Source organism: Nocardiopsis sp. TNDT3 (assembly GCF_003427465.1).
GTDB classification, from domain to species: Bacteria; Actinomycetota; Actinomycetes; order Streptosporangiales; family Streptosporangiaceae; genus Nocardiopsis; species Nocardiopsis dassonvillei.
On record NZ_QPFC01000051.1, the window covers coordinates 1 to 5,516 of the forward strand.

11 protein-coding genes are annotated in these 5,516 nt (G+C 66.6%); all 11 read left to right on the forward strand.

The annotated features are described in order from the left end of the window. The first annotated feature begins 189 nt into the window (after window positions 1-189). Window positions 190-498 (forward strand): 30S ribosomal protein S10, encoded by a 309-nt coding sequence (rpsJ, locus tag DQW06_RS01395; RefSeq protein ID WP_013156110.1) that lies wholly within the window; start codon window positions 190-192, stop codon window positions 496-498. A gap of 12 nt (window positions 499-510) precedes the next feature. Then, window positions 511-1,161, forward strand: coding sequence for a 50S ribosomal protein L3 (gene rplC, locus DQW06_RS01400; protein ID WP_013156111.1), 651 nt, complete (start codon window positions 511-513; stop codon window positions 1,159-1,161). Between the two features lie 3 nt (window positions 1,162-1,164). Next, a complete protein-coding gene (rplD, locus tag DQW06_RS01405) occupies window positions 1,165-1,836 on the forward strand; it encodes a 50S ribosomal protein L4 (RefSeq protein ID WP_013156112.1) in 672 nt (223 codons plus the stop codon). Beyond that, a complete protein-coding gene (gene rplW / locus DQW06_RS01410) occupies window positions 1,833-2,123 on the forward strand; it encodes a 50S ribosomal protein L23 (RefSeq protein ID WP_013156113.1) in 291 nt (96 codons plus the stop codon). Before rplD ends, rplW begins: the two co-directional genes overlap by 4 nt. A gap of 58 nt (window positions 2,124-2,181) precedes the next feature. After that, window positions 2,182-3,021: a 50S ribosomal protein L2 gene (gene rplB, locus DQW06_RS01415; RefSeq protein ID WP_013156114.1), complete on the forward strand. Its 840-nt coding sequence runs from the start codon at window positions 2,182-2,184 to the stop codon at window positions 3,019-3,021. A gap of 12 nt (window positions 3,022-3,033) precedes the next feature. Next, window positions 3,034-3,312: a 30S ribosomal protein S19 gene (gene rpsS / locus DQW06_RS01420; RefSeq protein WP_013156115.1), complete on the forward strand. Its 279-nt coding sequence runs from the start codon at window positions 3,034-3,036 to the stop codon at window positions 3,310-3,312. 72 nt (window positions 3,313-3,384) lie between these two features. Beyond that, window positions 3,385-3,753 carry a 50S ribosomal protein L22 gene (gene rplV / locus DQW06_RS01425; protein ID WP_013156116.1) on the forward strand — a complete coding sequence of 123 codons (369 nt, stop codon included), beginning with the start codon at window positions 3,385-3,387 and terminating at the stop codon, window positions 3,751-3,753. Further along, window positions 3,753-4,559 carry a 30S ribosomal protein S3 gene (rpsC, locus tag DQW06_RS01430; RefSeq protein WP_013156117.1) on the forward strand — a complete coding sequence of 269 codons (807 nt, stop codon included), beginning with the start codon at window positions 3,753-3,755 and terminating at the stop codon, window positions 4,557-4,559. Before rplV ends, rpsC begins: the two co-directional genes overlap by 1 nt. A gap of 3 nt (window positions 4,560-4,562) precedes the next feature. Beyond that, window positions 4,563-4,976 (forward strand): 50S ribosomal protein L16, encoded by a 414-nt coding sequence (gene rplP / locus DQW06_RS01435; protein WP_013156118.1) that lies wholly within the window; start codon window positions 4,563-4,565, stop codon window positions 4,974-4,976. Beyond that, window positions 4,976-5,227, forward strand: a complete 252-nt coding sequence (gene rpmC, locus DQW06_RS01440) for a 50S ribosomal protein L29 (RefSeq protein ID WP_013156119.1) — start codon at window positions 4,976-4,978, stop codon at window positions 5,225-5,227. Before rplP ends, rpmC begins: the two co-directional genes overlap by 1 nt. Further along, complete coding sequence (gene rpsQ, locus DQW06_RS01445) at window positions 5,224-5,496, forward strand: 30S ribosomal protein S17 (RefSeq protein WP_013156120.1); 273 nt, start codon at window positions 5,224-5,226, stop codon at window positions 5,494-5,496. The genes rpmC and rpsQ overlap by 4 nt, the downstream gene beginning before the upstream one ends. The last annotated feature ends 20 nt before the right edge of the window (window positions 5,497-5,516 follow it).

Consider the following 5,516-nt stretch of genomic DNA (forward strand, 5'->3'; position numbering starts at 1 on the left):
GGCCCGCCCACCAGCACACAAGACGTCATCGGGCTCTGTGACGGTGACGCACCGCAGGGGCAAGCCCTGTTGCGGTTTCTCAAGGGAATAGGGGCTCACGGCTACAACGGCGGATCCGCCGGGCCTGGGCGTCTGTGACCGGGAACAGCTCACCGTTACGGACACTGAAGCGAAGGACGAACAGGCCACATGGCGGGACAGAAGATCCGCATTCGGCTAAAGGCCTATGACCACGAGGTCATCGACAGCTCGGCTCGCAAGATCGTCGAGACTGTGACGCGAACTGGCGCACAGGTCGCGGGCCCGGTGCCGCTGCCGACGGAGAAGAACGTTTACTGCGTCATCCGATCGCCGCACAAGTACAAGGACTCGCGCGAGCACTTCGAGATGCGCACGCACAAGCGGCTGATCGACATCATCGACCCCACGCCGAAGACGGTCGACTCGCTCATGCGACTCGACCTCCCGGCGGGCGTTGACATCGAGATCAAGCTTTAAGGACGCACAGACATGGCCACCAAGCAGATCAAGGGAGTTCTGGGCGAAAAGCTCGGCATGACCCAGGTCTTCGACGACGCGGGCAAGATGGTGCCCGTGACGGTTCTGAAGGCCGGTCCGTGCGTCGTGAGCCGCATCCGGACTCCGGACACCGATGGCTACTCCGCCATCCAGCTCGGCTACGGGCAGATCAACCCGCGCAAGGTCAACAAGCCGCTCGGCGACTACCTGCGCGCGCACGACCTGACCCCGCGCCGCCACTACGTCGAGGTCCGCACGACCGACGCCACCGAGTACACGCTCGGCCAGGAGGTCACCGCGGACAGCTTCGAGACCGGCCAGAAGGTCGACGTCACGGGCAAGAGCAAGGGCAAGGGCTTCGCGGGTGTGATGAAGCGCCACGGTTTCCGCGGCCTCTCCGCCTCGCACGGTACCCAGCGCAAGCACCGCTCGCCCGGCTCCATCGGCGGCTGCGCCACGCCCGGCCGCGTGTTCAAGGGCATGCGGATGGCCGGTCGCATGGGCAACGTGCGCAAGACCGTCCAGAACCTGACCGTTCACTCCGTCGACGCGGAGAAGGGACTCATCCTGGTCAAGGGTGCCGTCCCCGGTCCCAACGGCGGTCTGGTGCTCGTCCGCACCGCTGTGAAGGGGGACAAGTAAGCCATGGCCCAGATCGAGGTCAAGAACCCCGAGGGCGGCACCAAGGGCAGCGTCGAGCTGCCGGACACCGTCTTCGCCCAGCAGGTCAGCATCCCGCTGATCCACCAGGTCGTGAACGCCCAGCTCGCCGCTGGCCGTCAGGGCACGCACGCCACCAAGACCCGCGGCGACGTCCGCGGCGGTGGCAAGAAGCCCTACCGCCAGAAGGGCACGGGCCGGGCCCGCCAGGGTTCCATCCGCGCCCCGCAGTACACCGGCGGCGGCACGGTCCACGGACCCCAGCCGCGCGACTACAGCCAGCGCACCCCCAAGAAGATGAAGGCCGCCGCCCTGCGCGGAGCCCTCTCGGACCGGGCGCGCCACGGCCGCATCCACGTCGTCAGCCAGTTCGTGGCCGAGGACCTGGAGAGCAAGTTCACGCAGACCGCTCTGAAGGCGCTGCGCCAGGTCACCGAGTCCGACAAGGTCCTGGTGGTGCTGGCCCGCGACGACGAGCACAACCGGCGCGCCCTGCGCAACGTCGAAGAGGTGCACATCCTCGACGCGGACCAGGTGAACACCTACGACGTCCTGTACTCGGACGACGTGGTCTTCACCGAGGCGGGCTACGCCGAGTTCCTGGCCCACGCGGCCGGTGCCTCCAAGGCCGCGCAGTCCGAGGAGGACGACCAGTGAGGATCGCCGACCACCGGGACATCATCGTCGAGCCGGTGATCTCCGAGAAGAGCTACGGGCTCATGGACGAGAACAAGTACACGTTCATCGTCCGCCCGGACGCCAACAAGACCCAGATCAAGATCGCGATCGAGAAGATCTTCGAGGTGAAGGTCACGAGCGTGAACACGATCAACCGCAAGGGCAAGCGCAAGCGCACCCGCTTCGGTTACGGGAAGCGTCCCGACACCAAGCGCGCGATCGTCAGCGTCGCCGAGGGCGACCGGATCGACATCTTCGGTGTCTGACCTCTCCCGGGTCTGACCGCTACACACCAAGCAACACGTAAAGGAATGCGCGAAGAAGATGGGCATTCGTAAGTACAAGCCGACGACACCGGGTCGTCGCGGCTCCAGCGTGAGCGACTTCGTCGAGATCACGCGCTCGGAGCCCGAGAAGTCCCTGGTGCGTCCGCTCCACTCCAAGGGCGGTCGCAACGGCCACGGCCGCATCACCGCCCGCCACCAGGGCGGTGGCCACAAGCGCGCCTACCGCGTGATCGACTTCCGTCGTCACGACAAGGACGGCGTGCCGGCCAAGGTCGCCCACATCGAGTACGACCCGAACCGCACCGCGCGCATCGCGCTGCTCCACTACGTGGACGGTGAGAAGCGCTACATCCTGGCTCCGGCCGGCCTCAAGCAGGGCGACCGGGTCGAGAACGGTCCGCAGTCCGACATCAAGCCCGGCAACTGCCTCCCGCTGCGCAACATCCCCACGGGTACGTTCGTGCACGCGGTCGAGCTGAAGCCGGGCGGCGGCGCCAAGCTGGGCCGCTCCGCGGGCTCGCAGATCCAGCTCCTGGCCAAGGAGGGCAAGTACGCCACGCTGCGTATGCCCTCCGGTGAGATGCGCATGGTGGAGATCACCTGCCGCGCCACCGTCGGCCAGGTGGGCAACGCCGAGCAGTCCAACATCAACTGGGGCAAGGCCGGCCGCTCCCGCTGGAAGGGCAAGCGCCCGACCGTCCGCGGTGTCGTGATGAACCCGGTCGACCACCCCCACGGTGGTGGTGAGGGCAAGACCTCCGGTGGCCGCCACCCGGTCAGCCCCTGGGGTAAGAAGGAAGGCCGGACCCGGGCCAAGAACAAGGCCAGCGACAAGCTCATCGTGCGGCGTCGGCGTAGCGGTAAGAAGAAGCGGTAAGGAGCACGTCTGATGCCACGTAGCCTTAAGAAGGGTCCCTTCGTCGACGACCACCTCATCAAGAAGGTGGAGTCGCAGAACGAGAAGGGGACCAAGAACGTCATCAAGACGTGGTCCCGGCGGTCCATGATCGTTCCGGAGATGATCGGTCACACGATCGCCGTCCACGACGGCCGCAAGCACGTCCCCGTGTTCGTGTCCGAGTCGATGGTCGGCCACAAGCTCGGTGAGTTCGCTCCCACGCGTACTTTCCGCAGCCACGTCAAGGAAGACCGCCGTAGCCGCCGTTAGCGGTTGCAGCAGCAGAAAGAACCATTTCTCCACGGTGAGTGGAGATGAATTTCCGTGAGCGAGGGAAAAGCGATGGGAACGAGGGCACAGGCACGGTTCGTCCGTGTTACGCCCCGAAAGGCCCGCCGGGTGGTGGACCTTATTCGCGGGTTGCCCGCTGACGAGGCACAGGCGGTGCTCCGGTTCGCGCCCCAGTCGGCGAGCGAGCCTGTTGGCAAGGTGCTGGCTAGCGCCATCGCCAACGCCGAGCACAACGACAAGCTGGACCGCGGGACGCTGGTGGTCGAACGCGCGTGGGTGGACGAGGGTCCGACCCTGAAGCGCATTCGTCCGCGAGGCTTCGGCCGCGCCTTCCGGGTGACCAAGCGCACGAGCCACATCACCGTGGTCGTCGCTGAGCGCTCGGGCGCCTCGTCCAAGACGAAGGAAAGGACCCGATAGTGGGGCAGAAGGTAAACCCGCACGGGTTCCGCCTCGGAGTCACCACCGACTTCAAGAGCCGTTGGTACGCCGACAAGTCCTACAAGGACTACGTCAAGGAAGACGTCGCGATCCGTCGGATGCTGACCCGCGGCATGGAGCGCGCGGGCATCTCCAAGGTGGAGATCGAGCGCACCCGTGACCGCGTCCGCGTCGACGTCTACACCGCCCGGCCGGGCATCGTCATCGGCCGCCGCGGCGTCGAGGCCGACCGCATCCGGACCGACCTGGAGAAGCTGACCGGCAAGCAGGTGCAGCTGAACGTCTTCGAGGTCAAGAACCCCGAGATCGACGCGCAGCTCGTCGCCCAGGGCGTCGCCGAGCAGCTGAGCAGCCGCGTGGCCTTCCGCCGCGCGATGCGCAAGGCCATGCAGACCGCGATGAAGAGCGGTGCCAAGGGCATCCGCATCCAGTGCGGCGGCCGTCTGGGCGGGGCCGAGATGTCGCGCTCGGAGTTCTACCGCGAGGGCCGTGTGCCCCTGCACACCCTGCGCGCCGACATCGACTACGGCTTCTTCGAGGCCCGTACGACCTTCGGCCGCATCGGTGTGAAGGTCTGGATCTACAAGGGTGACGCGCCCGCCACCCGCGCCGAGCGTGAGGCGGCCCAGGCCGCGCAGCGCTCCGCCGGTGGCGGCGGTGGCGGTGGCGGCGGTCAGCGCCGCGAGCGCCCCCAGCGTCGTCGTCGCGGCGGTGCCGGTGGCGGCCAGCCGCAGAACGCCGAGGCCAAGGCCCCGGCCGAGTCCGCGAAGTCCGAGGGGAGCTGACCAGTGCTTATTCCTCGTAAGGTCAAGTACCGCAAGCAGCACCACCCGGATCTGCGCGGCAAGGCCAAGGGCGGCACGACGGTCACTTTCGGTGAGTTCGGCATCCAGGCCCTGGAGTCGGCCTACGTGACGAACCGTCAGATCGAGTCCGCTCGTATCGCCATGACGCGTCACATCAAGCGTGGCGGCAAGGTGTGGATCAACATCTTCCCGGACCGCCCGCTGACCAAGAAGCCCGCCGAGGTCCGCATGGGTTCCGGTAAGGGTTCCCCGGAGTGGTGGGTCGCGCCGGTCAAGCCCGGTCGCGTGATGTTCGAGCTGTCGGGCGTGCCCGAGGCCATCGCCAAGGAGGCGATGCGCCGTGCGATGCACAAGCTCCCGATGAAGTGCAAGTTCGTTACGCGGGAGGGGGAGTGATGGCCAAGTCCGTGACTGCCCATGAGCTCCGTGACCAGTCCGTCGAGGACCTGGTCGCCAAGCTCAAGGAAGCCAAGGAAGAGCTGTTCAACCTCCGCTTCCAGGCCGCCACCGGCCAGCTCGACAACCACAGCCGACTGCGTACCGTCAAGCGCGAGATCGCCCGGATCTACACGATCCTGCGTGAGCACGAGCTGGGTATCGCCCCGCTGTCTGGTGAGTCGGCGCAGGAGAAGGAAGCAGCCGAATGAGTGAGAACCAGACCGCGACCCGCAACTACCGCAAGGTGCGCGAGGGCTACGTCGTCAGCGACAAGATGGACAAGACCGTCGTTGTCGAGGTCGAGGACCGCATCACGCACGCCAGGTACGGCAAGGTCATCCGTCGCACGTCCAAGTACAAGGCGCACGACGAGGCGAACTCCTGTGGCGTGGGCGACCTGGTCCGACTGATGGAGACCAGGCCGCTCTCCGCGACCAAGCGCTGGCGCGTCGTGGAGATCCTGGAGAAGGCTAAGTAACCCCAGCCTGTCGGGGGGGG

Coding starts and splice junctions, on each gene's coding strand:
- rpsJ (WP_013156110.1), top strand. CDS start 190: ATGGCGGGACAGAAGATCCGCATTCGGCTAAAGGCCTATGACCACGAG.
- rplC (WP_013156111.1), top strand. CDS start 511: ATGGCCACCAAGCAGATCAAGGGAGTTCTGGGCGAAAAGCTCGGCATG.
- rplD (WP_013156112.1), top strand. CDS start 1,165: ATGGCCCAGATCGAGGTCAAGAACCCCGAGGGCGGCACCAAGGGCAGC.
- rplB (WP_013156114.1), top strand. CDS start 2,182: ATGGGCATTCGTAAGTACAAGCCGACGACACCGGGTCGTCGCGGCTCC.
- rpsS (WP_013156115.1), top strand. CDS start 3,034: ATGCCACGTAGCCTTAAGAAGGGTCCCTTCGTCGACGACCACCTCATC.
- rplV (WP_013156116.1), top strand. CDS start 3,385: ATGGGAACGAGGGCACAGGCACGGTTCGTCCGTGTTACGCCCCGAAAG.
- rpmC (WP_013156119.1), top strand. CDS start 4,976: ATGGCCAAGTCCGTGACTGCCCATGAGCTCCGTGACCAGTCCGTCGAG.
- rpsQ (WP_013156120.1), top strand. CDS start 5,224: ATGAGTGAGAACCAGACCGCGACCCGCAACTACCGCAAGGTGCGCGAG.